20 protein-coding genes are annotated in these 24,637 nt (G+C 70.2%); 9 read left to right on the plus strand and 11 right to left on the minus strand.

Features of this window, described 5'->3' with window-relative positions; translation table 11 throughout:
• A partial coding sequence (locus AC3WQY_RS22380; protein WP_492710750.1) for a TetR-like C-terminal domain-containing protein occupies window positions 1–344 on the plus strand: 344 nt, incomplete at its 5' end.
• Here AC3WQY_RS22380 and AC3WQY_RS22385 read toward each other — a convergent pair.
• The 3 genes from AC3WQY_RS22385 to AC3WQY_RS22395 all read right to left on the minus strand — a co-directional run bounded on the left by AC3WQY_RS22385 (window position 345) and on the right by AC3WQY_RS22395 (window position 3,800).
• Window positions 345–974: a GNAT family N-acetyltransferase gene (locus AC3WQY_RS22385; protein WP_285233888.1), complete on the minus strand. Its 630-nt coding sequence runs from the start codon at window positions 972–974 to the stop codon at window positions 345–347.
• 111 nt (window positions 975–1,085) lie between these two features.
• Window positions 1,086–2,246, minus strand: coding sequence for a GGDEF domain-containing protein (locus tag AC3WQY_RS22390; protein WP_492710751.1), 1,161 nt, complete (start codon window positions 2,244–2,246; stop codon window positions 1,086–1,088).
• A 48-nt stretch (window positions 2,247–2,294) separates the two neighbouring features.
• Entirely contained in the window at window positions 2,295–3,800 is a 1,506-nt protein-coding gene (locus tag AC3WQY_RS22395; protein ID WP_285233886.1) for an AMP nucleosidase, read from the minus strand.
• Window positions 3,801–3,987: 187 nt separating this feature from the next.
• On the opposite strand from AC3WQY_RS22395, the gene AC3WQY_RS22400 reads away from it, so the two are divergent.
• A complete protein-coding gene (locus tag AC3WQY_RS22400; RefSeq protein WP_492710753.1) occupies window positions 3,988–7,542 on the plus strand; it encodes an alpha-1,6-glucosidase domain-containing protein in 3,555 nt (1,184 codons plus the stop codon).
• Here AC3WQY_RS22400 and AC3WQY_RS22405 read toward each other — a convergent pair.
• Window positions 7,493–7,693 (minus strand): YjiS-like domain-containing protein, encoded by a 201-nt coding sequence (locus tag AC3WQY_RS22405; RefSeq protein ID WP_492710754.1) that lies wholly within the window; start codon window positions 7,691–7,693, stop codon window positions 7,493–7,495. The two genes, AC3WQY_RS22400 and AC3WQY_RS22405, sit on opposite strands and share 50 nt — an antisense overlap.
• A 70-nt stretch (window positions 7,694–7,763) precedes the next feature.
• Between AC3WQY_RS22405 and AC3WQY_RS22410 the strand changes: the two genes are divergently transcribed.
• Window positions 7,764–8,663 (plus strand): LysR family transcriptional regulator, encoded by a 900-nt coding sequence (locus AC3WQY_RS22410; RefSeq protein WP_492710756.1) that lies wholly within the window; start codon window positions 7,764–7,766, stop codon window positions 8,661–8,663.
• 30 nt (window positions 8,664–8,693) lie between these two features.
• On the opposite strand, the gene AC3WQY_RS22415 is transcribed toward AC3WQY_RS22410, so the two are convergent.
• Window positions 8,694–9,080, minus strand: a complete 387-nt coding sequence (locus AC3WQY_RS22415) for a VOC family protein (protein ID WP_492710758.1) — start codon at window positions 9,078–9,080, stop codon at window positions 8,694–8,696.
• 30 nt (window positions 9,081–9,110) lie between these two features.
• The gene (locus AC3WQY_RS22420) at window positions 9,111–10,055 is read right to left on the minus strand and encodes a LysR family transcriptional regulator (protein ID WP_492710760.1); all 945 of its coding nucleotides are present in this window, start codon (window positions 10,053–10,055) and stop codon (window positions 9,111–9,113) included.
• 137 nt (window positions 10,056–10,192) lie between these two features.
• Here AC3WQY_RS22420 and AC3WQY_RS22425 point away from each other — a divergent pair, with 137 nt between their 5' ends.
• A complete protein-coding gene (locus AC3WQY_RS22425; protein WP_492710762.1) occupies window positions 10,193–11,191 on the plus strand; it encodes a zinc-dependent alcohol dehydrogenase family protein in 999 nt (332 codons plus the stop codon).
• Window positions 11,192–11,203: 12 nt separating this feature from the next.
• On the opposite strand, the gene AC3WQY_RS22430 is transcribed toward AC3WQY_RS22425, so the two are convergent.
• From AC3WQY_RS22430 to AC3WQY_RS22440, 3 genes are read right to left on the minus strand one after another with little or no spacing between them, the layout of a single operon-like run.
• The gene (locus AC3WQY_RS22430) at window positions 11,204–11,674 is read right to left on the minus strand and encodes a CreA family protein (protein WP_285233880.1); all 471 of its coding nucleotides are present in this window, start codon (window positions 11,672–11,674) and stop codon (window positions 11,204–11,206) included.
• A gap of 13 nt (window positions 11,675–11,687) precedes the next feature.
• A complete protein-coding gene (locus AC3WQY_RS22435; RefSeq protein WP_492710763.1) occupies window positions 11,688–12,032 on the minus strand; it encodes an antibiotic biosynthesis monooxygenase family protein in 345 nt (114 codons plus the stop codon).
• 7 nt (window positions 12,033–12,039) lie between these two features.
• Complete coding sequence (locus AC3WQY_RS22440; RefSeq protein ID WP_492710764.1) at window positions 12,040–12,981, minus strand: cytochrome P450 family protein; 942 nt, start codon at window positions 12,979–12,981, stop codon at window positions 12,040–12,042.
• A gap of 51 nt (window positions 12,982–13,032) precedes the next feature.
• Here AC3WQY_RS22440 and AC3WQY_RS22445 point away from each other — a divergent pair, with 51 nt between their 5' ends.
• From AC3WQY_RS22445 to AC3WQY_RS22455, 3 genes are all read left to right on the plus strand, one after another.
• On the plus strand, window positions 13,033–13,728 hold the full coding sequence (locus AC3WQY_RS22445) for an ArsR/SmtB family transcription factor (RefSeq protein ID WP_492710765.1): 696 nt from the start codon (window positions 13,033–13,035) through the stop codon (window positions 13,726–13,728).
• 108 nt (window positions 13,729–13,836) lie between these two features.
• On the plus strand, window positions 13,837–16,638 hold the full coding sequence (locus tag AC3WQY_RS22450) for a TonB-dependent receptor plug domain-containing protein (protein WP_492710766.1): 2,802 nt from the start codon (window positions 13,837–13,839) through the stop codon (window positions 16,636–16,638).
• Window positions 16,638–18,731: a prolyl oligopeptidase family serine peptidase gene (locus AC3WQY_RS22455; RefSeq protein WP_492710767.1), complete on the plus strand. Its 2,094-nt coding sequence runs from the start codon at window positions 16,638–16,640 to the stop codon at window positions 18,729–18,731. Before AC3WQY_RS22450 ends, AC3WQY_RS22455 begins: the two co-directional genes overlap by 1 nt.
• Before the next feature lie 10 nt (window positions 18,732–18,741).
• Here the strand turns inward: AC3WQY_RS22455 and AC3WQY_RS22460 are convergent, their stop codons facing one another.
• On the minus strand, window positions 18,742–19,488 hold the full coding sequence (locus AC3WQY_RS22460) for a helix-turn-helix domain-containing protein (protein WP_492710768.1): 747 nt from the start codon (window positions 19,486–19,488) through the stop codon (window positions 18,742–18,744).
• 10 nt (window positions 19,489–19,498) lie between these two features.
• Window positions 19,499–20,548: a proline racemase family protein gene (locus AC3WQY_RS22465; RefSeq protein WP_492710769.1), complete on the minus strand. Its 1,050-nt coding sequence runs from the start codon at window positions 20,546–20,548 to the stop codon at window positions 19,499–19,501.
• Between the two features lie 149 nt (window positions 20,549–20,697).
• Here AC3WQY_RS22465 and AC3WQY_RS22470 point away from each other — a divergent pair, with 149 nt between their 5' ends.
• Both AC3WQY_RS22470 and AC3WQY_RS22475 read left to right on the plus strand, forming a co-directional pair.
• On the plus strand, window positions 20,698–22,782 hold the full coding sequence (locus AC3WQY_RS22470) for a TonB-dependent receptor plug domain-containing protein (RefSeq protein ID WP_492710771.1): 2,085 nt from the start codon (window positions 20,698–20,700) through the stop codon (window positions 22,780–22,782).
• 9 nt (window positions 22,783–22,791) lie between these two features.
• Window positions 22,792–24,630, plus strand: a complete 1,839-nt coding sequence (locus AC3WQY_RS22475) for a carboxyl transferase domain-containing protein (protein WP_492710778.1) — start codon at window positions 22,792–22,794, stop codon at window positions 24,628–24,630.
• Window positions 24,631–24,637 lie beyond the last annotated feature (7 nt).

Raw genomic sequence — 24,637 nt, forward strand, 5'->3', positions numbered from 1 at the left:
CCGCGGGCGCCGCCGAGCGCCGGCTGACGCTGCGGCGCATGGCCATCGCCTATGTGCGCTGGGCGGTGGCGCATCCGCATCATTACCGGCTGCTGTGCGTGGATCCGGCGCTGGACGAGGCGGCCGCGCTGGAGGCCTACGCGCTCTTGCGCACGGCCCTGGGTCAGCTGCGGCTGGCAGCCGGCTGGCAAGACCTGGACCTGGCCACGCAGACGCTGTGGGCGGCCCTGCATGGCGCGGCCCTGCTGGAAACAAGCCTGGCCCGGAAGGCCGGCTATCCCTGGCGGGATTTCGAGGCACGCCTGGACGGGCTGGCGCGCCTGATCGAAGCGGGCTTTTGCTGATCAGCGCCCCGGCAGGCGCTTGTACATGAGCGCCGAGCTGTGCAGGCGGCCCTCGGCGCAGCTCATGTAGTCGGGGATCTCGCCGGCGCGCTGCCAGCCCAGGTGCTGGTAGACCGCCTCGGCCTGCGAATCGGCCGGCGCGTCCAGCACCAGCAGATGGCGGCCCTGGCTGATGGCCTCGCATTCGACCCGGCTCATCAGCTGGCTGGCGATGCCCCGTCCGCGCTCATGGCTGTGCACCATCAGACGCTGCACTTCCCCGCGGTGGTGCGCATTCGCCTGCGGGCACAGCGAGAGCTGCACCGCGCCCTGCAGCGGGCCATGGCCCTCGTCCTCGCTGGCGATCCAGAGGCTGTGGTGCTGGCCCAGCTTGGCGTAAACGCCATGCCAGTAGTCCAGCGCCGCATAGCGCGAGAGCGGCGCCAGAAAGCCCAGCGAGGCGCCCTGGTGCACGCTGTCGATGAGCAGATCGGCCAGCGCCGGCAGCCATTGCAGATCGCGCGAGTTGAGCTTGAGCACCTTCACCGGTGTGCGCCGCAGGCTGGTCTGGGCGCCGCTGTCGCGTGCCAGCGCGGTGAGGGCGCGCGGGGCGCGGGCGGGAACGGCGGAAGGGCTGTAGGCGACGTGCATGGTGAGGGCTCCCAGATCAGAGTTCGATCAATCAAACATTCCGCCCGTCTTGTGGACGGGATCTGGTATTCCCTAACGCAAGCCCTGTGCCAGGTCTTGCCACGGCCGGTCTCAGGCCTCCAGCCCCGGCTCCGCCACCAGGCAGCCCTTGCCGGTGCGCTTGGCCTCGTAGAGCGCCGCATCGGCGCGGCGCAGCAGGTCCTCGACATTGCGATCGCCGTGGCGCAGCTTGGCCCAGCCGGCCGAGTAGTTGATCGCAAAGCCCAGCTCGGCCGGGCTGCGGGCGGCCAGCGCATCGCGCACGCGCAGGTCCATGGCGCGCGGGCCCTGGGCGTCGCTGCGCGCCATCAGCACGGCGAACTCCTGCCCGCCCACGCGCGCCACCAGATCGCCCAGCCGCATCTGCTGCTGCAGGCAGCTGGCAAACAGGGCCAGGGCCTGGTCGCCCGCGGCCTCGCCATGCTCGGCATTGATCTGCTTGAAGCTATCCAGGTCCATCAGCATCAGGGCCAGCGGTTCGTCGTAGCGGCGCGCCATCGAGATCATGTCCACCGCGCGCAGGCCGAAGGCGCGGCGGTGGCACAGGCCGGTGAGGTCGTCGAGCTGGGTCAGGCGCTTCAGCTGGGTCTCGGTCTCGCCGCGCCAGGCCACCAGCACCGCCAGCATCACCGCCAGCAGATTGATATTGCCCATCAACGCAAAGCCGGTGTTGATCCAATGCTCGGCGGTGTAGGCGGGCAGGGCCGCGGTGTCGGTCACGGCCAGATGGCCGCGCGCCAGGCTGAACAGCGCCATCAGCGCCAAGCTGCCGCCCAGCAGGCCGCGCCAACGCAGGCTGTGCCGCTCGGCATGCGGGCTCTGCAGCAGCAGGGCCAGGCTGATGGCCAGCATCTGCAGCGCGAAGAAGGCGCTGCTCCAGCCCAGGCGGAAGGCATAGCTGTCGAAGCCAAGCAGATAGCCCAGCGTCAGCAGGGGCGGGGTCGCCAGCGCCAGCCAGCGCCCGGGCCGGTGGCCCAGCCAATGCTGGATGGAGAACCAGAGCAAGGCCAGGCTGGCGCTCAGCGAGAGCATCGCGGCGCTCGCCAGCCAGCGCTGCAGGCCCAGCGGCGAGATCATCAGCAGCAGCCAGCCCAGCGCCTGCAACTCGGCCGCGCCCTGGGCCAGGCGGGCACCACGGCTCTGCTTCCAGCCCATCAGCAGGGGCAGCATCAAGGCCATCGCCAGCGACTGGATCAGCAGCAGACTGAAAAGCGTGGGAATGTCCAGGCGCATGAGGGTGTTGTTGTGTGGGCGCTGGCCGATTGTGGTGGATGTGCGCGCCTACTGGAAGGCCACTTCCGCAAAGCTGCGCAACTTGCGGCTGTGCAACTGGCCCAGCGGCCCGGAGCGCAAGAGCTCGACGGCGCGCAGACCGATGCGCAGGTGCTGGTCGACGCGCTCGCGGTAGAACTGGTTGGCCATGCCGGGCAGCTTGATCTCGCCATGCAGGGGCTTGTCGCTGACGCACAGCAGGGTGCCGTAGGGCACGCGGAAGCGGAAGCCGTTGGCGGCGATGGTGGCGCTCTCCATGTCCAGCGCGATGGCGCGGCTCTGGCTGAAGCGGCGCTCGGGCCCGCCCTTGTGGTGGCTGGGCAGCAGCTCCCAGTTGCGGTTGTCGGTGGAGGCCACGGTGCCGGTGCGCAGCACGCGCTTGAGTTCGAAGCCCTGCAGCTGCGTGACCTCGGCCACCGCGCGCTCCAGTGCCACCTGGATCTCGGCCAGCGCCGGGATCGGCACCCACAGCGGCAGCTCCTCGTCCAGCACATGGTCCTCGCGCACATAGCCATGGGCCAGCACATAGTCGCCCAGGGCCTGGCTGCTCTGCAGGCCGGCGCAATGGCCCAGCATCAGCCAGGCGTGCGGGCGCAGCACCGCGACATGGTCGGTCATGGTCTTGGCGTTGGCCGGGCCCACGCCGATATTGATCATGGTGATGCCGCTGCGGTTGCGGCGCAGCAGGTGGTAGGCCGGCATCTGCGGCAGGCGTGGCGGCGGTGCACCCAAGCCATCCAGCGGCTCGGCGGCGCAGCCGAGGCGCCGCGTCACCACATTGCCGGGCTCGACGAAGGCGATGCAATCGTCCAGGGGGTCGGGTCTTGCGGGGTCGGGCGCGCGCAGCATCAGCTCGTGGCCCATGCGCACGAACTCATCGATGTAGAACTGGTAGTTGGTGAAGAGCACGAAGTTCTGGAAATGCTCGGGCGAGCTGCCGGTGTAGTGGCGCAGGCGCTGCAGCGAGTAGTCCACGCGCGGCGCGGTGAAGAGCGCCAGCGGATGCGGCTCGCCGGGCGCCGGCTCGTGCGTGCCGTTGGCGATGCCGTCGTCCATCGCCGCCAGGTCGGGCAGGTCGAACAGATCGCGCAGCATGAGGCGGCGCTCGGGGCTCAGCGCGCCCTCGATATGGTCGTGCTCGCCCAGCGCGAAGTGCAGCGGGATGGGCTGGTGGCTGCTGCCAACCTCCAGGCTCACGCCATGGTTCTTCAGCAGCAGCTCGAACTGGGCCTGGTAGTAGGGGCCGAACAGATCGGGCCGCGTCAGTGTGGTCTCGAAGCTGCCGGGCCCGGACACGAAGCCATAGGCCAGGCGCGAGTCGGCGCGCGCCACCGTGCTGGTGCGCAGGCGCACAAAGGGGTAGCAGGCGCGCGTGCGGGCGAGATCCTCGCCGGCCACGAAGCGTTGCAAGGCATCGCGCAGATGCGTGACGCCGGCGCTGTAGATCCGCTGCGCGCAGGCCAGGGCCGCGGCAGCATCGTCAAAGGCGAGGGGGGCGAAGAAGGGCGAGCTCATACCTCGCATTGTGATGCCGTCCGGGCGTGCCGAAATCTGGCGGCGCGGCAGTGGCGGTAAATGTAGTTTGACTAAATTCAGGATGCTTCATGCTGGTCGTTTCATCAAATTACACGGGGTAATTCCTTGCTTACGTGAGTAGTTTTGTTTCATTACGATGGCCAAAACACAGCCGAGTGAGACAAGCATGGCCCTGCCCACCTTTGTGAAGCCGCCGCGCCGCTGGCGCCATCTGCTGTTGGCCGCGCTGGCCTGCCTCGGCCTGCTGGGCTGTGGTGGTGGTGGCGGAGCCGACAGCCCGGCGCCGCCGCCGCCCGCGCCCGCCGACCCCTTGCTGGCGCTGGGCAATGGCGAGGGTTTCCAGACCGTGCTGAATGCCAGCCCGGCCAACCCCGGGCCGGCGCCCGGCGGCGACGCGCCCACCACGCTGACGGTGCATTACCGCCGCAGCGATGCCGCCTACACCGGCTGGCAGTTGCATGCCTGGGGTGCGGCCAAGGATCCGGGCTGGAATGCCGGCTACAACGCCAGCGGCAGCGACGCCTTCGGCGCCGTCTACGAAGTGCCCCTGGGCGCCGCCAGCGGCGAGGTGGGCTACCTCTTCCACAAGGGCGACAGCAAGGACCATGGCGGCACCGATCAGAAATACCTGCTGAAAAGCGGAAAGAACGAGATCTGGCGCGTGCAGGACGACAGCGCCACCTACCTCAGCAACCCGCTGGGCGCCGCGGCGCCGGACCTCACGACCGTGCGCGTGCACTACAAGCGTTATGGCGCCGACTACGCGGCCTGGGGCCTGCATCTGTGGAACGGCAGCGGCCTGGACAGCGCCCGCCTGCCCGCCGGCGTGGTGATCGAGGACTGGGGCCAGGCCGTGCCGCTGGCCAAGATGCCGGGCTACAGCGCCGGCGCCAGCGAGGTGGTGTTCGACATCCCCGTGCTCAATCCCAAAGCCGACGCGTCGCGCAAGGCCTTGGAGTTCATCATCCACGGCCTGGCGCCCAACGAGAACGACAAGGACGGCCGCAGCGACAACATCAGGGTCGACTACGGCAGCCTCGTCATCAAGAACCAGCTGGCCGAGGTATGGCTGGTGCAGCAGGATGCCGGCGTGTACGCGAGCGCGCCCGACACCCGCTCGGTCTCCACCAGCGACGCGCGTGCCTACTGGCTGAGCAAGCAGATCATCCAGTGGCCACGCGTGGACGGCAGCGGCGTGCTCAAGCTCTACCACTCGGCCACCGGCCAGATCACCGCACCCAAGGACGGCAAGGTGGCCGGTGCCGACGGCGCGCTGACCCTGCAGCGCTATGGCGCCGCGCTGCCCCAGGCGCTGGCCACGCGCTTCAAGTTCGTCAGCCCCGGCGCGCTGCTGGCGGTGAAGGATGCCGATCTGCCGCAGCTGCCCGAGCTCTTCAAGAAACAGCTGCTGCTGGTGCAGGAAGATGCCGGCGGCAATGTGCAGAACGCCACCACCGCCCAGCTGCCCGGCGCGCTGGACGATCTGTACGCGGCCGCCGCCCAGGTGAATGAGCTGGGCGTGACGGTGGCCAATGGCAACACCGCCTTCAAGCTCTGGGCCCCCACCGCGCAGCAGGTGCTGGTGTTCACCTACGCCGATGGCAGCGGCGACGCGCTGAGCGTGGACAAGCTCGCCTTCGATGCCGCCACCGGCGTCTGGAGCGTCAGCAAGAGCGGCGACCTCTCGGGCCGCTATTACAAGTTCGCCGTCGACGTGTTCGTGCGCGGCACGGGCCTGGTGCGCAACCTGGTCACCGATCCGTACTCGCTGAGCCTCAGCGCCGAGTCCAGGCGCAGCTATATCGCCAACCTCAACGCCGCCAAGCTCAAGCCCGCCGGCTGGGATGCCAGCAGCCCGCCCGCCAAGGTGAGCGGATCCACCGACATGGTGATCTACGAGCTGCATGTGCGCGACTTCTCGGCCAACGACGCCAGCGTCAGCGCCGCCAACCGCGGCAAGTACCTGGCCTTCAGCGAGGTCGGCAGCCAGGGCATGAAGCATATGAAGGCGCTGGCCGATGCCGGCCTCACCGATGTGCATCTGCTGCCCAGCTTCGACCTCGCCAGCGTGCCCGAGAGCGGCTGCAGCACGCCCGCGCCCGCCGGTGCGCCCGACGCCGAAAGCCAGCAGGCCACAGTGGCCGCCAGCGCCGGCGGCGACTGCTTCAACTGGGGCTACGACCCCTACCACTACACCGCGCCCGAGGGCAGCTACGCCAGCGATGCGAGCGACGGCGCCAAGCGCATCCTCGAGTTCCGCCAGATGGTGGCTTCGCTCAACAGCGCCGGCCTGCGCGTGGGCATGGACGTGGTCTACAACCACACCACCGCCTCGGGGCAGAACGGCAAGTCGGTGCTGGACCGCATCGTGCCCGGCTATTACCACCGCCTCAACGCCAGCGGCGTGGTGGAGAACTCGACCTGCTGCGACAACACCGCCACCGAGAACCTGATGATGGGCAAGCTGATGATCGACTCGACGATCGTCTGGGCGCGCGACTATCACATCAGCTCCTTCCGCTTCGACGTGATGGGGCACCAGCCGCGCAGCGTGATGGAGCAGCTCAAGAGCGCCGTGGCCGCGGCCGCCGGCCGGCCGGTGCAGCTGCTGGGCGAGGGCTGGAACTTCGGCGAGGTGGCCGATGGTGCGCGCTTCGTGCAGGCCTCGATGTGGAGCCTCAATGGCTCGGGCATCGGCAGCTTCAACCCCTTCATCCGCGACGCGGTGCGCGGTGGCAGCCCGTTTGATTCTGGCTCGGCCCTGCTGAAGAACCAGGGCTGGATCAACGGCCTGTACTTCGACCCCAATGCGCAGGGCGGCGGCCGCGCCAAGAGCGAGCTGATGTGGCAGGGCGACCTGATCAAGGCCGGCCTGGCCGGCTCGATCCGCAGCTACGCGCTGAAGACCCATTGGGATGCCAACGTGACGCTGGACCAACTCAACGGTGCCGGCTTCGTCACCGACCCGTCCGAGGTGGTCAACTACATCGAGAACCACGACAACCAGACGCTGTTCGACATCAACGTCTACCACCTGCCGCAGGGCACCAGCCGCATGGATCGGGCCCGGGTGCAGATCCTGGGCGCGGCCATCAATGCCTTCAGCCAGGGCGTGGCCTACTTCCACGCCGGCGTGGACACGCTGCGCAGCAAATCGCTGGACCGCAACAGCTACGACGCGGGCGACTGGTTCAACCGCCTGGATTGGAGCTACCAGGACAACAACTTCGGCGTCGGCCTGCCGATGAAGGGCGACAACGGCGTCAGCTGGTCGGTGATGAAGCCCCTGCTGGCCGATGCCTCGATCAAACCCACGCCGGCGGAGATCGCCTGGACCCGCGATGCCTTCCGCGATCTGCTCAGGATCCGCGCCAGCTCGACGCTGTTCCGCCTGAAGAGCGCCGACGAGATCAAGAGCCGCCTGGTGTTCCACAACACCGGTTCGGGCCAGGTGCCCACGGTGCTGGTCGGGGCGCTGAACGGCGCCGGCCTGGCGGGAGCAGGTTTCAAGGAGCTTGTCTACCTGCTCAACACCGACAAGCTGGCGCAGACGGTGCCGGTGCCGGCGCTGAAGGGCAAGGCCCTGACCCTGCATCCGGTGCATCTGGCCGCGGGCGCGGCGGATGCACGCATCGCCGCCGAGGCGCGCTTCGATGCGGTGAGCGGCAGCTTCAGCGTGCCGGCGCGCAGCGCGGTGGTGTTTGTGCTGGCGCAGCCGTGAGCTGATCGATCTCGCCCGTGCCTATGCCCAGGTCCAGCAGCTCGCGCGTCTCCATGGCGCGCAGCTGCTGGCGTGCCAGCCGGCGCGCGCGGGCGCGCCGCAGCAGGGATAGCAGTTTCAGCAGCAGCGAGGGGCTTGGGGTGGTGTTCATGAGCGCATCGTGCCGCGCTCGCTATCATCTGAAAAGTTGAATCATCTGACGTCTCACGTCAGAAATCCTGATGCGTAGCCTGAACCTCGACCAGTTGCGAACCCTGGTGGCGATTGCCGACCTCGGCACCTTTGCCGCCGCCGCCCAGGCCCTGCACCTCGCGGCGCCCACGGTCAGCCTGCACATCAGCGAGCTGGAAGCGCGCCTGGCCACGCCGCTGCTGCTGCGCAGCAAACGGGCGGTGGCGCTCACCGCCGCCGGCGAGGCCCTGCTGCCGCGCGCGCGCCAGCTGCTGCAGGACGCCGACGAGGCCGAGCGCCAGATCGGACTGCATGCCAAGGGCCTGACCGGCCGTGTGCGCCTGGCCGCCAGCACCGGCCCGCTGGTGCATCTGCTGCCGCCGGTGCTGGAGCAGATGGCACGCGCGCATCCGGAGGTGCAGGTGGAGCTGAGCCTGCTGGGCACCACGCAGGCCTGCGAGCGCGTCCTGGCTGGCACCGTGGACGTGGCGCTGGTGTCCATGCCGGTGCAGGAGTCGGCCGATCTGGTGCTCAAGCGCTGGCGCGTGGATCCGGTGATGGCCTTGCTGCCGCCGCAATGGCAGGCCCCCAAGCGCATCACGCCGCAGTGGCTGGCGGCGCGGCCGCTGATCCTCAACGAACCGGTCTCGCAGATCTACCGCCAGACCATGGCCTGGTTCGCCGCCGCCGGCCTGCACCCGCGCGCGCGCATCGAGCTCAACTACACGGAGGCGATGAAGAGCCTGGTGGCCACCGGCTATGGCGCCGCGGTGCTGCCGCTGGACGGCGAGGCCGAGCCCCACCAACTGGCCCTGCACGGCCGCATCCAGCTGCGCCCGCTGCAGCCGGCCATGCATCGCGAGATGGCGGTGGCGCACCGGCGCAATGAAAAAGCGCTGGCCCCCAGCGTGAAACAGCTGCTGGCGGTGCTGCAGGCGCATCGCCAGTGAGGCGGCGCCATGCCGCCCGGCGCCGGGTGCTCAGCGCCCCGGCGGCGGCTGCCAGAGCTCGACCTTGTTGCCCTCGGGGTCGATGACCCAGCCGAACTTGCCGTATTCGGAGTCGTCGGTCTTGTCCAGCACCTGGCAGCCCTCGGCGCGCAGCGCCTGCAGCAGCGCGGCCAGGTCGTCGACGCGGTAGTTGATCATGAAGCTGGCCTGGCTGGGCGCGAAGGGCTCGCCCGCGGCCGCGCCGATGGACCAGACCGTCGTCCCCGCGGTCGGCTGGCCCGCCGCATCGGCCCAGCTGAACGCGGTGCCGCCCCAGGCCTGGACGTCGATGCCCAGGTGCTGCTGGTACCAGGCGCGCAGCGCCACCGGGTCTTTGGCGTTGAAAAAGATGCCGCCGATACCTGTGACTCTCTTCATGGGCTTCTCCTGAGTGCAAGCAGTGGGAGCTTAGCGCGGACCGCGGTTGCCTGGCTCGTCGCGCTGGCCTGTCATACCAGCCGCCAGTCGCTCCACCAAGAACTGCACCGCCACCCGCACCTTGGGAATCTGGTAGCGCGTCTGCAGGTAGAGCAGATAGATGCCTGATTCGCCGCCGCGGCCGACCGACAAGGGCTGTTCAAGCGTGAGCTGCACCAGCTCGCCGCGGCGCAGATAGTCCTGCAAACCCCATTCCGACAGCAGCACCAGGCCGCGGTGCTTGCAAGCCATCGCAATTAGGCTGGCGCCGTCGTTGCTGATGAAGGCGGGTGTGATCGGCACCTCGTGCCAGCCGTCCTGGTCCAGCCCCTGCCACTTGATCAGCGCGTTGGGGCCGCGGTACATCAGCGCACGGTGCTGCGTCAGCTCGTCCAATGTGCGCGGCGTGCCCATTTGCGCGAGGTATTGCGGCGAGGCGGCGAGCACGAAGCGATTCGGGTCGAGCCGGCGCGCCACCACGCGGTCCTGCGGCTGGCTGCCGCCGCGTATCGCAATGTCGATCTGGTCGCGGCCGAGGTCCACCAGGGCGTCGCTCAGTTGCACGTCAAGCACGATGTCGGGATAGCGTTCGCTGAAGTCCTGCAGCGCCGGCATCAGCAGCAGCTGCCCATAGCTGGGCATGGCGCTGATGCGCAAGGTACCGCTGGGTGCGCTGCTGCGCTGTCCCACCAGCTCCTCGGCATCGTGTAGCAGCGCCATGCCGGCACGCACCTGCTCCAGGTAAAGCGCGCCAACCTCGGTCAGCCGCACGGTGCGCGTGGTGCGGTGCAGCAGCTCGACGCCCAATGCCGTTTCCAGATCGGCGATGCGGCGCGAGATCGACGAGGCGGGCACGCCAAAGGCCTTGGCGGCACGCGAAAAATTCAGGGTATCGGCGACCTTGAGCAGGTATTGCAGGGCGCGCAGCTTGTCCATGGCAGTCCTCCAAGCGAGCTATTGTTGCCCTTGTGACAAAAGATTTTGCCGAATACGCCCAGTTCCGTATTGATTGCCTTGTCTCTAGCATTCACTCACCACAAGCCAAGGCCGACACCGGCAGCAAGGAACCCGCCATGACGACGATGCTCAAAGCCCAATACTCCGAACGCGGCCCGGTGCCGCAAGCCGTGATCGAGGCCGTGCCGTTCGAGCGCCCCACGCTGGCCCAGGGCCAGGCCCTGGTGGCCGTGCTGGCCGCGCCCATCAACCCCAGCGACGTGCTGATGCTGACGGGCCAGTACGGCATGCTGCCGCCGCTGCCGGCGGTTGGCGGCAGCGAGGGGGTGGGGCGCGTGATCGAGCTCGGTCCGGATACGCAGGGCCCGGCCGTGGGCCAGACCGTGCTGCTGCCTGCCGGTTCCGGCACCTGGGCAAGCCATCTGGTTGCCCCGGCCGCCCGGCTGCTGCCGCTGCCCAACGACGCCGATCCCAAGCAACTGGCCATGCTGACGGTGAACCCGCCCACGGCGTCGCTGCTGCTGAGCGACTTCGTCCAGCTGCAGCCGGGTGACTGGGTGATACAGAACGGCGCCAACTCGGGCGTCGGCAGCTATGTGGTGCAGCTGGCCAGGCTGAAGGGGCTGAAGACCGTCAACATCGTGCGGCGCGAAGCGGCCGTGGCGGGGGTGCAGGCACAGGGCGGCGACGTGGTGCTGGTCGACGGCGACGACCTGGCCGCACGCGTGGAGGCGGCCACCGGCGGCGCCGCCATCAAGCTGGGCATCGACGCCGTGGGCGGCAAGGCCACGATGCGGCTTGCCGGCACCCTGGCCGAGAGCGCCACCATCGTCAACTACGGCGCGCTCGGCGGTGAGCCCTGCACCGTATCGCCGCGCGAGCTGGTGTTCCGCGACGTCACGCTGAAGGGTTTCTGGCTGGCCCGCTGGTTCCGCGTCACGCCGCAGCCGCAGCAACTTGCGCTGCTGACCGAGCTCGCCGGCCTGATCGCCGCCGGCAAGCTCAGCACGCCCATCCAGGCCAGCTACGAGGTGGCGCAGATCAAGCAGGCCATCGCCGCGGCCGCCGCCGGCGAGCGCCAGGGCAAGATCCTGATCGTGCCGGCGCAGGATTGACTGAGCCGCGCCCTACTTCAGCGGTATCGGCGTGCCCCGGTCCACCGCCACGGCGGTGACGCTGTTCTGCGGCGAGCCTTCGATGACGCGGTCGGAATAGGTCAGGTAGACGAGCGTGTTGCGCTTCACGTCCACCATGCGCACGATGCGCAGCTTCTTGAACACCAGCGAGATGCGTTCGGTGAACACATCCTCCTGCTGGGCCAGCGGCTTCACGAAGCTGATGGGGCCGGTCTGGCGGCAGGCGATCGAGGCCTCGCTCTTGTCCTCGGCCAGGCCCAGGGCGCCCTTGATGCCGCCGGTCTTGGCGCGCGAGACATAGCAGGTCACACCCTGCACCTTGGGGTCGTCGTGCGCATCGACGACGATCTTGTGGTCGGGGCCGATGAACTTGAACACCGTGTCGACCTCGCCGATGGGCTCGGCCAGGGCGGGCAGGCTCAGCAAGGCCAGCAGGAGGGGCAAGGCGGTTTGGATGCGCATGGGCACAAGCGTATCAGGCGTGGAAGCTGCGGCTGTCGTCCGGGGCCTGCGCGCGCTCGTACAGGCCGTAGTCGCGCAGCACCTCGGCCACGCGCAGCCGGTAGTCGCTGAACACGCCGGCGCGGCCGGCGGCCTGGGCGGCGCGGTGCGATTCCAGCCGGCGCCAGGCCTGCACGGCCGCCTCGTCGCGCCAGAACGAGAGCGAAAGCAGGCGCGCCGGATCGCTCAGGCTCTGGAAGCGCTCGATGCTGATGAAGCCGTCGATGGCCTGCAGTTCGGCGCGCAGCGCCGCGGCATGGTCCAGATAGGCTTGCAGGCGCCCCGGGGCGGGGCTGACTTCGAAGATCACGGCAATCATGGGCGGCTCACAGCGGTAGTTCGGGAATGCGGATATTGGGCAGCGGCAGGCAGGCGGCTGCCAGCTGCGGCGGACGCGCCGGCGCGTGCCGCAGGGCGATGCTGGCGATCTGCATGGCCAGATCGCGGCCGGGGCATTGATGCCGGCCATGGCCAAAGCCCAGCGCCGGCTCGGCCACCAGCAGCAAGAGCACGCAGGCGCCACGCGCCAGCGTGGTGCCGGCAAGCCACAACTCGGCCTGCGCGAAGCGGCGCGTGTGGTGCACGGGCGGGGGCTGTACGTCCGGCGCCGTGCCGGCCAGCCAGGCATTGCCGAGCAGGCCGGCACCGGCCTCGTAGCCCTGCCACAGCAGGGCCATTTGCTGGGCGTCGAGCTGGCCCAGCTCGGCCACCGCGGCGTCCGCGGCATCCAGCTCGGCGGGCGTGGCGCCGGGCTTGAACGCGGCGGCCCAGCTGGCCAGCTGCCGCAACAGGCGGCGCTGTGCGGCCAGATCCGGCAACGCCAGGCCCAGCAGGCCGGCGATGCTGCAGGGCAGGCTGGCCCATTGCCAGTGGCGCGGGCCGCCGCTGGCAGCCAGGCGGCTGGCCGCCTCGGCATGCCGCCTTATCTGCGCGTCCGTCCAGCGCGCCAGCGCCGCGTTCAGGGCCGCCTTCTCGGCCGCATGGCCGGCGTCATCGCGCATGCGCAGCCAGCGCGCGTAGACGGCACCGAAGGGCCGGCCCAGCAGGGCCCGCGGCACGGGCTCGTCGGGCGGGCGCACGCCCAGGCCGGGGTGGGCCAGCAGCGCGCGCACCGTCGCCGCGTCGGCGGCCATCCATTGCGCCGATGCGGCATCGAAATGCAGGCCCGGGCGCGCGCAGGCCGCGCGGTAGAAGGCCCAGGGCTCGGCATGGTGCGCGGCGTTCAGTGCGCGGATTGGCGTGTGGGTGGTGGCATGGGGGCAGCTCATGGCGCGACTGTGAACTGGCCGCGGCGTTCATGCTTCGCTTAGCATCGAAGCATGGATGCAGACAGGAATTTCGCGGACAGCGCCCTTGCCGAGGTGGCCCAGTGCATGGCCGAGCCGGCGCGCGCGCGCATGCTGTGCTGCCTGATGGATGGCCATGCGCGCACCGCCACCGAGCTGGCCGCGGTGGGCGAGGTCAGCGCCTCCACCGCCAGCGCCCACCTGGCGCGGCTGCAGGCCCAGGGCCTGCTGGACTGCCAGAGCCAGGGCCGCCACCGCTACTACCGCCTGGCCGGCGGCGAGGTGGGCGCGGCGCTGGAAGCGATGCTGGTGCTGGCCGGGCGCAGCGCGCCGCGTTTCGAGCCGAGCACCCCTGTGGGGCTGCGCGAGGCGCGGCGCTGCTACGACCACATGGCCGGCCGCTGGGCGGTGCGCCTGCACGATCATGCGCTGCGCCAGGGCTGGCTGCAGCCCGACCTCAGCCAGGCGCGCGCCTATGCCTTGAGCGCGCGCGGTGCGGCCGCGCTCGGGGCCCTGGGCCTGGACGTGGCGGCGGCCGGCGCCAGGCGCCGGCGCCTGGCCTGCGCCTGCATGGACTGGAGCGAGCGCCGCCCGCATCTGGGTGGGGCGCTCGGCGCCGCCTGGCTGCAGCTGCTGCTGGAGCGCCGCTGGGTCGAAGACGAGCTGGACAGCCGCGCCCTGCGGCTGACGCGCCGCGGCCAGGCGGGCTTGGAACAGCTGCTCGGTTAAACCCGCATGTGCTGATTTCGGCGGCCGCGCCGGCGGCCCGCATCAAGACGGGCGGGGGCGCGCTTCCTAAGCTTCGGGGCTTCAGAAAAGCAAACCCCGAGGAGACCCGTGAGCAAACAACAAGACCTGACCCCCATCGCGCTGGCTGCCGCCCTGGCCCTGAGCGGCTTTGCCGCCCAGGCCCAGGAAGGCGCCAAGGATGCGTCCGCCACCACGCTGAACCGCGTGGTCGTGACCGGCTCCAACATCAAACGTACCGACAGCGAGACCTCGCAGGCCCTGCAGGTCGTCTCGGGCGACGAGATCAAGGCAATGGGCGCGCTCACCGTGGGCGATGTGCTGGCCAATCTCACCACCAACGACGGCAGCGCCATCAGCGATCTGGGCGGCGCCAACTCCTGGGCCAGCGGTGCCTCCGGCGTGTCGCTGCGCAATCTGGGCACCGGCGGCACGCTGACCCTGCTGAACGGCCGGCGCCTGGCCAGCTACGGCTTTGCCGACGGCCTGCAGCTGAACTTCACCAATATCGATGCCATCCCCGCCAACATCATCGAACGCGTGGAGGTGCTGAAGGACGGCGCCTCGGCCATCTACGGTTCCGATGCGATCGGCGGCGTCATCAACATCATCACCAAGCGCGACTACAGCGGCGTGGGCGTGGCAGTGAGCGCGCAGCAGTCGCTCAAGCGCAGCTTCCTCGCGCAAGACCAGCAGGGCTCGGTGACGGTGGGCCATGGCAATCTCGATAGCGACGGCTTCAATGCCTACGCGCACCTGGAGCTCTACAAGCGCGGCAGCTACAAGGACAGCGAGGTGCGCCCCTTGCTGCCCGACTGGTATCTGCTGGAGAACCCGGCGCGCGGCCAGCGCTCGGCGGGTTCCTTCCCGGGCAATTACACGGGCAGCTACCCGGCCGACTACAAGGATCCGGCGCTGGCCGGCAAGCGCATCAACACGCCGGCGCCCGGCTGCGCGGCCGAGAACCTGATCGGCGGCGTGTGCCAGTACGACTACTGGAAGGACAGCGACGCCCGCCCGGCCACCGAGCGCGTCACCTTCCTGGCGGGCGCGCGCCTGCAGCTGAACAAGGACCTGACGGCCTTTGCCGAACTGCAGGGCGCCGACATCAAGGCCAAGTACTACACCAGCATCCCGCGCAGCAACCCGGGCGCGGTGAGCAGCTGGTACAACTCGCTGAAGGGTGAGCTGCAGCGCTTCACCGACCCGCTGCTGCCGGCCGGCCATCCCAGCAATCCCTATGGCTTCCCGGTGGGCCTGGCCTACCGTTTCGTCGACGATCCGGAGATGTTCAAGAACGTCGGCGCCTCGCGCGACTACCGCCTGCTGGCCGGCGTGGAAGGCACGGCCTGGGGCTGGGACATCGACAGCGCGGTGGGCACGATGCGCTCGCACGCCACCCAGCGCCAGCATCTCTACAGGGACCGCTACGCCTATGCCGATGCGATCACCAGCGGCGCCTACAAGTTCGGCCAGCAGAACGCGCCGGAGCTGCTCGAGAAGATGTTCCCCGAGATGGGTTCCTCGGGCACCTACAGCCAGCATTTCGCCGACTTCAAGGGCTCGCGCGAGATCGGCAGCCTGCCCGGCGGGGCGCTGATGATGGCGCTGGGCGCCGAGCTGCGCCATGAAAGTTTCGAGCACCGCAGCATGGACAACATCCTGGAGGGCCGCATCGTCGGTTTCTCGGGCGTGGACATCCAGGGCCGGCGCGATGTGGCGGCGATCTTCACCGAGTTCAGCGCCCCCTTCACCAAGCAGATCGAGGCCACGCTGGCGCTGCGCGGCGACAAGGTCTTCAACGGCTTCGGTGCCATCACGCCCAAGGTCCAGCTGGCCTGGCGCCCGCTGCGCGAGCTGATGCTGCGCGGCACCGCCAGCCAGGGCTTCCGCGCGCCCAGCCTGCCCGAGACCGGCAATGGCGGCGCTTCCTGGTTCAACAACGGCTACCTCGACCCCAAGCGCTGCGACACCGCGCGGCAAATGCGCGATGTGCTGAAGACCGGCGACGCGAACGACAAGCTCGACGCCACCGCGGTCTACAACTCGGGTTGCTCGATCAGCTTCCCCTCGGTGATCACGCCCAACCCCGGCCTCAAGCCCGAGCATTCCAACAACGCCTCGCTGGGGCTGGTGTTCCAGGCCAGCCAGAACATCAGCGCTTCGCTGGACTACTACAACATCCAGCGCCGCGACGAGATCGGCACCCTGGACATCAACGAGGTGCTGACCAACGAGGATGCGCACCCCGGCCTGGCACCGCGCGATCCGGTCAGCGCGCAGGACAAGGACTATGCCAAGCGGGTCAAGGAGCTGTCGGGCAAGGACATCGGATTTGCCGTCGGTTCCATCCGCACCGTGGGCCTGCAGTACCAGAACCTCAGCAAGACCAAGGTCTCGGGCCTGGACCTGGATCTGCGCAGCCGCTGGAAGCTGGGTGAATGGGGCACGCTGGACGTGAACCTGGAGACCAACGTCAAGCTGGGCGTGCGCTACTGGGACAGCTTTGCCGCCGACTACACCGAGAACCGCGTGGGCTATCGCGGCACGCCGCGCCAGAACTCGGTGCTCAAGCTGAACTGGGCGCGCGCCGACTGGAAGCTGGGGGCCCGCGTCAACTACAGCAGCGCCACCAAGCTCGCCGCCGCCGACTGGGACAGCGACAACCTGCCCGAGGGCTGCGCCGCCCGCGGCGTGGCCGAGGGCGACTGCCGCATCAAGGCCTGGACCAGCACCGATCTGTGGCTGCAGTACGGCGGCTTCAAGAACCTGACGCTCTCGGCCAATCTCTTCAACGCCTTCAACCAGCCGAGCCTGATCGAGTACCGCCCCAACTCGGCGCTGCCGCTGGCGGGCCGCGTGCTGAAGCTGGCGCTGGAGGCGAAGTTCTGATGCGCGCGCGCTGGCGGTGCCTGGCCTTGCTGCTGCTGCTGGGCCTGGGCGGGGCGGCGGCGGCCGAGGAAGACCCCTATCTGTGGCTGGAGGAGGTGCAGGGCGAGCGCGCGCTGGCCTGGGTGCGCGAGCAGCAGCAGGCCGCCGAGCAGGCGCTGCAGGCCCGGCCCGGCCAGGCGGCGCTGGCCGAGGGCCTGCGCGAGGTGCTGGCCTCGCCGCAGCGCCTGGCGCCGGCCCAGCAGCTGGGCGAGCAGCTCTACAACTTCTGGCGCGACGCCGCGCATCCGCGCGGCCTGTGGCGGCGCACCACGCTGGCCTCCTACCGCAGCGCGGCGCCGCAGTGGCAGACCGTGCTGGACCTGGACCGACTTGCGCAGGAGGAGGGCGAACGCTGGGTCTGGGGTGGCGCCAGCTGTCTGCCGCCCCAGGCCCGGCGCTGCCTGCTGAGCCTCAGCCGTGGCGGCGGCGACGCCCATGTGCTGCGCGAGTTCGACACCGTGAGCGGCCGCTTCGTCGACGTCGCAGCGGGCGGCTTCGCGCTGCCCGAGGCCAAGGGCGGCGCCAGCTGGGTGGACGCCGACACGCTCAGCGTCTACACCGATTTCGGCCCCGGCAGCATGACGGCCTCGGGCTACCCGCGCCAGGTGCGGCTGTGGAAGCGCGGCACGCCGCTGGCGCAGGCGCCGCTGCTGTTCGAGGCCGGCGCCGACGACGTCGGCGTGTGGACCTGGGCCGACGATGCGTCCGGCCGCGCCACCCATCTGATCGAGCGCCGCACAAGCTTCTTCGCGGGCGAGCAATACCTGCTGCGCGCCGGCCGGCTCGTCAAGCTGCCCAAGCCCGACGACGCCAGCGCCACGCCCTTTGGCGATCAGCTGCTGATCGAGCTGCGCTCCGACTGGGAGGTGGGCGGCCGGCGCCATGCGGCGGGCTCGCTGCTGGCGATCGCGCTGGAGCGCTTTCTGGCCGGCGGGCGCCAGTTCCAGACCCTGTTCGCGCCCACGCCCGGCAGCGCCCTGCAAAGCCACACGGTGCTGCGCAGCGCGGTGCTGCTGCTGCGCATGGACGATGTGAAGCAGCGCCTCAGCGAGTGGCGCTACACGCAGGGCCGCTGGCGCGCGCGTGCGTTGCCCGCCGGCGAGCTGGGCAGCCTGAGCGTGACGGCGCTGGCCGGTCAGCGCAGCGACCGCTATCTGCTCACCCGCAGCGACTTTCTCACGCCCGCCACGCTGGAGCTGGCCGAGGCCGGCCGCGATGCGCGCCAGACCCTGCAGCAGCTGCCGGCCTTCTTCGATGCCAGCAGCCACGCGGTGGAGCAGTTGCACGCGCGCTCCCGGGACGGCACGGCCGTGCCCTACTTCATTGTCAAGCCGCGCGGCGTGCCGCCGCCCGCCGGCGGCTGGCCCAGCCTGCTGTACGGCTATGGCGGTTTCGAGATCTCGATGAAGCCGGGCTACAGCGGCGTGCTGGGGCGGGGCTGGCTGAGCCAGGGCGGCGTCTATGTGCTGGCGAATCTGCGCGGCGGCGGCGAGTTCGGCCCGCGCTGGCACCAGGCCGCGCTGCGCGAGCACCGCCAGCGCAGCTTCGACGATTTCATCGCCGTGGCCGAGGACCTGATCGCGCGCGGCATCACCAGCCCCAAACGTCTGGGCATCATGGGCGGCAGCCTGGGCGGGCTGCTGACCTCGGTGGCCCTGGTGCAGCGGCCCGAGCTGTTCGGCGCGGTGGTGAGCCAGGTGCCGCTCACCGACATGCGGCGCTATCACCGCCTGCTGGCCGGCGCCTCCTGGATCGAGGAATACGGCAACCCCGACATTCCCGAGCAATGGGCCTATATCTCCAAGTACTCGCCCTATCACAACAGCCAGGCCGACGTGGCCTACCCCAAGGTGCTCTACACCAGCTCCACCCGCGACGACCGCGTCCATCCCGCCCATGCGCGCAAGATGGTGGCGCGGCTGCAGGCCCAGGGCCATGAGGTGCTGTACTGGGAGAATACCGAGGGCGGCCATGCCGGCGCTGCCACGATCGAGCAGCAGGTGAAGCTGTGGGCGCTGAGCTACGGCTTTCTGGCGGAGCAGCTGATGCGTTAGCGCGCCGCGCTCAGACGCCGGGCGCCACCCCGCGCTGCAGCGCCCGGTATTGCGAGGGCGTCATGCCGGTGGTGGCCTTGAACTGGCGTGCGAAGGCGCTGTGGTCGCTGTAGCCGCAGCTGGCCGCCACCGCGGCCACGCTGAGCCCGGGCGCCTCGAGCAGCAGGCGGCGCGCCTCGTCCAGGCGCGCCTGCAAGAGCATCTCGCGCGGGCTGAGGTGGAAGATGCGTTGGAACAGGCGCTCCACCCGGTCCAGCGAGAGCCCGGCCCGGCGCGCCAGCTCGCCCAGGTTGACGGCCTGGTCGTAATGGGCGCGGATATGCGCGGCCAGCTCGGCGATCTGGGCGTAGACGGGATGGCCCTGGTCGGGCAGGCCCAGGTCGCGCGAGATGCCGGCCACGCCCAGCACGGCGCCCGCGTCGCACAGCGGCAGCTTGTGGGTCAGACACCAGCCGGCGCCGCCATCGGCATAGAGGTGCAGCTCGAGCTGGCGCGGCATGGCGGCGCCGCTGGCGATCACCGCATGGTCCTGGCGCGCGAAGGCCTCGCCCATTGCGCCGGGGAAGACCTCGCGCGGCGTGCGGCCCAGCAAGGCCTGCTTGCTGCGCAGCGCGCTGCGGCGCACCAGGGTCTGGTTCACCGAGAGATAGCGGCCATCGCGGTCCTTGACGAAGAACACCACGTCGGGCAGCGGGTCGAACAAGGCCTCGACCAGGCTCAGCTCGCAGCTGCGCAGGGCCTGTTGCAGCGCCAGCATGGCCAGGGCCTCAGCGCAGCAGGAAGCCGGCGCCCTGCGGGTCGTCGGGGTCCAGATAGAAGCGGTGCTGGCCGGTGTAATGCGCGCTGCCGCCCACCTCGGGCCGCACCGCCGCATGCGGGCCGAACGTCTCGGTGGCGGCCACGCGCACCGTCATCAGGCTGCCCAGGATGCTTTCGATGGTGAGCGTCTCGCCCAGCGCCAGCTCGCCGCGCGCATGGTGCAGCGCGGCGCGTGCCGACACCCCCGAGCCGGTGGGCGAGCGGTCCACCTCGCCGTCGGCAAAGATGCAGACATTGCGGCTGTGGTGGGCCGGGTGCTGCGCCGGGCCGGTGAAGATGGTGCCGTAGAGAAAGCCCAGCTCGGGCTCGAAGGGGTGCTGTATCGGCACCGCCGCCATCACCGCCTGCTTGATGCGGCGGCCGGCGTCGATCAGCCGGCTCTGCTGCTCCGGCAGCAGCTGCAGGCCCAGCGGTGCCGCCTCCACCAGCGCGTAGAAGGCGCCGCCATAGGCGATGTCGAAGCGCACCACGCCCAGGCCCTCGACCTCGACGCGCTGCCCGGCCAGATAGACGAAGGAGGGCACGTTGACGAAGCGGATCTGCTGCGCCAGGCCGTCCACCAGGCGGGCGCTCGCCTCGACGCGGCCGGCCGGCACCTGGAAGCTGATGCGGTGCAGGCCCTGCGCATCCGGCGCGCCGCGGTGCAGGCCGGTCTCCAGCACCAGCTTGGTGAGCGCAATGATGGCGTGGCCGCACATGGTGCTGTAGCCCTCGTTGTGCAGGAAGAACACGTCGAAGTCGGCGCTCTGCGAGCGCGTCAGCACCGCGCCATACATATCGGCATGGCCGCGCGGCTCCCACATCAGGGCGCGGCGCAGATGGTCGAGCTCGTGGCTGAAATAGCGGCGCTTGTCCAGCACGCTGGCGCCCGGCAGCTCGGGCAGGCCGGCGGTGATCACGCGCAGCGGCTCGCCGCCGGTGTGCATGTCCAGCGTTTGCAACTGTTGCCAATGCGCGGGCGGCTCATGGTGCCAGTCGGAAAACAGCGGCGTACTCATGGCGGGCGGGCCTCGTCGAAGGTTGTTTCGAATCGAAGTATATGATTAATATATGAGTGCTCATGCTGGGGTCGACCCAGGGGCATGGCAGGGATGGCACGGCGGCCCGCTTGGCTTAGGATGGCGCATCAACGATGCCGGGAGGGCCGATGCGGCGAAATCATGGCCTTGCGCTGCTGGCCCTGTGGGTGGCCACTGCGCAGGCGCAGCAGCGGGATGAGGATCTGGCGCTGGCCTATGACGAGGCCGCCACCATCAGCATCGCTACCGGCAGCAGCCAGCCGCTGCGCCGCGCGCCCGCGGTGGCCAGCGTCATCACCGCGGCCGATATCGCGGCCATGGGAGCCACCAACCTCGACCAGGTGCTCGAGTCGGTGCCGGGCGTGCATGTCTCGGTCAACGCGATCAACTATGCGTCGATCTATGCCGTGCGCGGCATCTTCAGTGCCATCTCCACCAACCCGCATGTGCTGCTGCTGCTGGACGGCGTGCCGATGAAGGGGGCCTACAGCGGCGACAAGGGCACGCAATGGTCGGGCCTGCCGCTGGAGCATGTGGCGCGCATCGAGGTGATACGCGGCCCCGGCTCGGCGCTCTATGGTGCGGACGCCTTCGCGGGCGTGATCAATGTGGTGACCAAGAGCGCGGCCGACATCAAGGGCAGCGCGGCCGGTGTGCGCCTGGGCGCCTTCGGCAGCCGTGAGGCCTGGTTGCAGCATGGCGGCAGCGTCGGCCCGCTGCAACTGGTGGCCTACGCCCATGCCGGGCGCAGCGACGGCCAGCGTGAACTCATCACCGCCGATGCCGCGACCCGGCTGGACAAACTCTTCGGCACCCATGCGAGCCGTGCCCCCGGGCCCGTCAACACCTTCCACCGCGACCTCGACCTGGGCCTGAAGCTGAACTGGGGCGACTGGCATCTCAACGGCAGCCAGCAATGGCGGCCGCGCATGGCTACCGGCGCCGGCGTGAACGCGGCCCTGGACCCTGACAGCTATACCAGTTCGCGCCGCAGCATCCTCGAGCTGGGTTGGGCCAGCACCAGTCCGGACCGCGACTGGCAACTGGGCGCCAGCCTCAGCCATACCCGCTACACCGAGGAGTCGCCGGTGGGCCTGATGCTGTTTCCGCCCGGCACGCGCATCGGCCCCAATCTGTTCCCTGACGGCATGATCGGCGGTCCCTGGCGCTGGGACCGCCAGACCCGCCTCTCGGCCCATGCCGGCTATACGGGCTGGCAAGGCCATGTGCTGCGCGTCGGGCTGGGCCATGAAGACATCAATCTGTTTGCCTCGCGCACCTACAAGAACTTTCTCCTGAGCCCCACCGGCGTGCCCATCCCGACCGGCCCGGTGATCGAGTACAGCGCGATCCAGCCGCACATCCCGCCCTCGCGGCGGCGCAATCTGTTCGTCTTCGTGCAGGACGAATGGCAGCTGGCGCCCGACTGGGCGCTGACCCTGGGCCTGCGGGATGACCGCTACTCGGACCTCGGCAGCACCGTCAACCCGCGCCTCGCGCTGGTCTGGGATGCCGCCTACAACCTCACCGTCAAGCTGCTGCACGGCCAGGCCTTCCGCGCCCCCGGCTTCAACGAGCAGTACACCGTCAATCCGGTGGCCACCGGCAATCCGCAGCTCAAGCCCGAGCGTATCGCCACGCATGAGCTGGCGCTGGAATGGCAGGCCCACAGCACGCTTCAGCTCAAGCTCAACGTCTACCGCTTCGATATGCGCGACCAGGTGCGTGTGGTGCCCAATCCGGCGCCGGCCACCGGGGCCAGCTACCAGAACCAGGGCCGCCTGCGCGGCCAGGGCCTGGAGATGGAAGCGCATTGGCAGGCCTTGCGGCAGCTGCAGCTGACGGCGCAGCTCTCCCTGCAGCACACCCTCGACGTGGCCACGGGCACCGACGCCGGCTATGCCCCGCACCACCATCTGTTCGTGCGCGCCGACTGGCGCCTGATGGGCGAGGCGCTGCTGGGGGCCCAGTTCAATGCGGTGGGCGGCCGCGCGCGCGCCGCCGGCGATGCGCGGCCGCCGGTGGCCGATTACCGCACCCTGGATCTGCAGCTGCGCCACGGCGGCGAGCAGCGCGGCCCGGGCTGGGCGCTGGCCCTGCGCAATGCCTTCGACGCCAAGCCGCGCGAGCCCAGCCAGTCAGCCATCAATCTCCCCGGCGACCTGCCGCTGGCCGGGCGCTCCTGGTATGTCGAGGGCAGCTACCGCTTCTGACGCTGTCATCTGCGCGGCAGCGCGCCGCGCCGGCCCGGGCTAGATTGCGCCATGTCCAAACAAACGCTTGAGGCGCCCATGACGGCGCAAGTGCTGGCCTGCCTGGCCGCGGCCGGCCAGGCCCTCGCCAAGGGCCAGCCCCTGCTGGTGCTGGAGGCCATGAAGATGGAGCACGAGCTGCCGGCCCCGGCGGATCTGGAGCTGCTGGAATGGCTGGTGGCCGCGGGCGACTGGGTGCGCGAGGGCGAGCCGCTGCTGCGTTGGCGCGCGCAGGCGCAGCCGGCCGCCGCTGACACCGCTGAAGCCACTGAAACCGCTGGCGTCGGCGCGCCCGCGATGGCCGGCCCGCGCGCCGACCTGCAGGCCTGGCGCGAGCGCGAGGCCTTGCTGGCCGACGCCGCCCGCCCCGAGGCCATCGCGCGCCGCCATGCCCAGGGCCTGCGCAGCGCGCGCGAGAACCTGGCGGCGCTGTGCGACCCCGGCAGCCTGCGCGAATACGGCGGCCTGGCCTTCGCGGCCCAGACCGCGCGCCGCCCGGTGCACGAGCTGCGCGCCCAGACCCCGGCCGACGGCATCGTCACCGGCCTGGCCGAGGTGCAGGGCCGGCCCCTGGTGGTGCTGGCCTACGACGCCACCGTGCTGGCCGGCACCCAGGGCCTGCGCAACCATCAGAAGACAGACCGCATGCTGCAGATCGCCGCCGAGCGCCGCCTGCCGGTGGTGCTGTTCGCCGAGGGCGGCGGCGGCCGGCCCGGCGATACCGACATGCCCGTCGTCGCCGGCCTGCATGTGCCCACCTTCGCCAGCTTCGCGCGCCTGGCCGGCCAGGTGCCGCTGATCGGCATCGCGGCCGCGCGCTGCTTTGCCGGCAATGCGGCGCTGCTGGCCTGCTGCGATCTGCTGCTGGCCACACGCAGTGCCAATATCGGCCTGGGCGGCCCGGCCATGATCGAGGGCGGCGGCCTGGGCCGCTACGCGCCCGAGCAGGTGGGCCCGGCGCCGCAGCTGGCCGCGGCCGGCGCGCTGGACCTGCTGGTGGCCGACGAGGCCGAGGCGGCCGCGTGCGCGCGCCAGCTGCTGGGTTGGCTGCAGGGCCGGGCGCTGCCGGCGCAGGCGGCTCAGGTGGGTGAGGCCGCCGACCAGCTGACGCTGCGCGCGGCGGTGCCGGAGAACCGCGTGCGCGGCTATGCCATCCGGCCCATTCTCGAGACCCTGTTCGACCGCGCCAGCCTGATCGAGCTGGGCGCCGGCCATGGCGCCAGCGTGCGCACCGCCGCGGCCCGGCTGGACGGGCGGCCGGTGGGCGTGATCGCCAGCGACTGCAGCCAGCTCGGCGGCGCGGTGGATGGTGCGGCCGCACGCAAGCTGGCGCGCTTTCTGCGCCTGTGCCAGCGCCAGGGCCTGCCCCTGGTGGCGCTGATCGATTGCCCCGGCTTCATGGTGGGCCCGGAGGCCGAGGCCAGCGGCCAGCTGCGCGATGTGGGCGAGCTGTTCCAGGCCGCCGCGGCGCTCGACGTGCCGCTGGTCTCGGTGGTGCTGCGGCGCGCCTATGGCCTGGGCGCGATGGCCCTGGCCGGCGGCAGCCTGCACCGGCCGCTGGCCAGCCTGGCCTGGCCCAGCGCCGAGTTCGGCGCCATGGGCCTGGAGGGCGCGGTGCGGCTGGGCTACCGCAAGGAGCTGCAGGCCCTGCCCGAGGGGGCCGAGCGCGAGGCCTTGTTCGAGCGCCTGCTGGCCCAGCAGGTGGAGCGTGGCCGCGCCCTGCACATGGCCGAGATGCTGGAGATCGATGCGGTGATCGACCCGGCCGAGACGCGAGCCTGGCTGAGCCAGCTGCTCGGCAAGACCTGACACCGGG

The organism is Roseateles sp. FW301-B2 (assembly GCF_058788955.1).

Bases quoted from the DNA above. Each gene is read 5' to 3' on its own strand.
- AC3WQY_RS22425 (WP_492710762.1), top strand. From the start codon at position 10,193: ATGACGACGATGCTCAAAGCCCAATACTCCGAACGCGGCCCGGTGCCG.
- AC3WQY_RS22430 (WP_285233880.1), bottom strand. From the start codon at position 11,674: ATGCGCATCCAAACCGCCTTGCCCCTCCTGCTGGCCTTGCTGAGCCTG.
- AC3WQY_RS22385 (WP_285233888.1), bottom strand. From the start codon at position 974: ATGCACGTCGCCTACAGCCCTTCCGCCGTTCCCGCCCGCGCCCCGCGC.
- AC3WQY_RS22415 (WP_492710758.1), bottom strand. From the start codon at position 9,080: ATGAAGAGAGTCACAGGTATCGGCGGCATCTTTTTCAACGCCAAAGAC.
- AC3WQY_RS22465 (WP_492710769.1), bottom strand. From the start codon at position 20,548: ATGAGTACGCCGCTGTTTTCCGACTGGCACCATGAGCCGCCCGCGCAT.
- AC3WQY_RS22395 (WP_285233886.1), bottom strand. From the start codon at position 3,800: ATGAGCTCGCCCTTCTTCGCCCCCCTCGCCTTTGACGATGCTGCCGCG.
- AC3WQY_RS22455 (WP_492710767.1), top strand. From the start codon at position 16,638: ATGCGCGCGCGCTGGCGGTGCCTGGCCTTGCTGCTGCTGCTGGGCCTG.
- AC3WQY_RS22410 (WP_492710756.1), top strand. From the start codon at position 7,764: ATGCGTAGCCTGAACCTCGACCAGTTGCGAACCCTGGTGGCGATTGCC.
- AC3WQY_RS22390 (WP_492710751.1), bottom strand. From the start codon at position 2,246: ATGCGCCTGGACATTCCCACGCTTTTCAGTCTGCTGCTGATCCAGTCG.
- AC3WQY_RS22460 (WP_492710768.1), bottom strand. From the start codon at position 19,488: ATGCTGGCGCTGCAACAGGCCCTGCGCAGCTGCGAGCTGAGCCTGGTC.
- AC3WQY_RS22470 (WP_492710771.1), top strand. From the start codon at position 20,698: ATGCGGCGAAATCATGGCCTTGCGCTGCTGGCCCTGTGGGTGGCCACT.
- AC3WQY_RS22400 (WP_492710753.1), top strand. From the start codon at position 3,988: ATGGCCCTGCCCACCTTTGTGAAGCCGCCGCGCCGCTGGCGCCATCTG.
- AC3WQY_RS22440 (WP_492710764.1), bottom strand. From the start codon at position 12,981: ATGAGCTGCCCCCATGCCACCACCCACACGCCAATCCGCGCACTGAAC.
- AC3WQY_RS22420 (WP_492710760.1), bottom strand. From the start codon at position 10,055: ATGGACAAGCTGCGCGCCCTGCAATACCTGCTCAAGGTCGCCGATACC.
- AC3WQY_RS22435 (WP_492710763.1), bottom strand. From the start codon at position 12,032: ATGATTGCCGTGATCTTCGAAGTCAGCCCCGCCCCGGGGCGCCTGCAA.
- AC3WQY_RS22405 (WP_492710754.1), bottom strand. From the start codon at position 7,693: ATGAACACCACCCCAAGCCCCTCGCTGCTGCTGAAACTGCTATCCCTG.
- AC3WQY_RS22445 (WP_492710765.1), top strand. From the start codon at position 13,033: ATGGATGCAGACAGGAATTTCGCGGACAGCGCCCTTGCCGAGGTGGCC.